The following is a 1,444-nucleotide window of genomic DNA, read 5'->3' on the forward strand; positions in this document are numbered from 1 at the left end:
TCATCGTCACGATCTGGAAAGTCAGGCTTGGGACGCGGAACAGGGACATTGTCCTCGTCGTCACGATCTGGCCTGTCAGGTTTGGGACGCGGAGTGGGAACTCTGTCTTCGTCACCACGATCGGGCCTGTCAGGTTTGGGGCGCGGAGTGGGGACGTTGCCACCTCCATCACTGGAGTCATCATCACCACCTCCACCGAAGCTCACACTGTCCATAAGATCAATTTCAGACATTTTTGGATAAGAAGTAGTGCGCGTAATCATTGGCGATAAAATCCCATTTCTAATAGGTATAATTCAAAAAAACAACTCTTTTACTTCAATTCAGAAGACTGAGCGCCGTCTTTCATTTGTTCTTTTACTAGTTGATGCCAAACGGAATCGACATTTTGCTCCCAAAATCTCCTAACTGCGTCTTTGTCACCTTCTTTTGGAAAGTTTTTGTCGTATAGGAGTTTGGAAAACAACAGATCAGCAAAGGTCGGGTATTTATACTTTTGCGATCTGTCTGTGATGGAGGGAATGTCTAATCCCGTAGGATACAGGCCTATGGCAGAGAGCAAGGCTTGTGGCAGGCATTGATAAATGCCGCTCGGACTAACGTAAATCCAAACTTTCTTTCGTGTCGCCCAATCTTTTGTAGAGGCATAACAAAATGAAGGTGTATTTTTTCTTGCAAGGAACAGTCCATCGAAAAGAGCGGGTGTCAACTCGTCACTTTGCCACTTTTCAACGGCCGTTTTTGCGAGAAGATCCTCTCTTCTTTGCATTTCGTGAGTAAGATAGTTCGTTGAACCGGTAATGATCACCAGATTGGTGTCGCTCGTGTTTGGCGCCATAAAAATCTTAAAGCCCAAAGGGATTAGAGTGTCCTTTCCGACTTCCTCTATGCCCCCCAAATCTCTTGTAGAAATTACATCTTGTTCGGAGAGCATTTCTAAATACAGGTCTCTATTCCTGTATCTACGAAATGGTGTCTCACAATAATCTATAGCCTCATAACATGCTGTCAAAGTCCATAGGAAGCCATCTTCCATATAGACCTTTTTAAGTATTGATGAGTAATCAATTGGTTCCCCTTTACGCCGAATGGGACCAGCTACAAGAATTCCGTTTTTATCAAATGAGAACAGCTTCTGCTGATGAGGCAGAGCGTAGTTACTATCGACAATAGGATCACTCAAAAGTAGTTCCGCATGAACGGGATTGGCCCCAATGACGAGGCCGAACAACATAACTTTTAGCAAATTCTTCAAACTGGATAACATCACTACACAGAGGCCTTTTTCTGCCGAGAACTCAATGGATGTTTGAGCGCATCGTTTGCTTTAAGAGGTTTCGGCCTGTCCATTTATTTATACGGCGAATGGAAGCGTCACGGTTACGACGCAAGCTGCTGACAATATGATTGGGAAATATCACATCACGTTTCTCTGCCATAACTG

General features: G+C 44.4%; 2 protein-coding genes. Both read right to left on the reverse strand.

Features of this window, described 5'->3' with window-relative positions:
* The coding region (locus BM231_RS26780; RefSeq protein WP_139226429.1) for a hypothetical protein at positions 1-184 on the reverse strand (184 nt) is incomplete at its 3' end.
* A 129-nt stretch (positions 185-313) separates the two neighbouring features.
* Positions 314-1,183 (reverse strand): hypothetical protein, encoded by an 870-nt coding sequence (locus BM231_RS26785; protein WP_139226430.1) that lies wholly within the window; start codon positions 1,181-1,183, stop codon positions 314-316.
* Positions 1,184-1,444: the final 261 nt, after the last annotated feature.

It is taken from the genome of Pseudovibrio ascidiaceicola (genome assembly GCF_900114245.1).
Lineage (GTDB): Bacteria > Pseudomonadota > Alphaproteobacteria > Rhizobiales > Stappiaceae > Pseudovibrio > Pseudovibrio ascidiaceicola.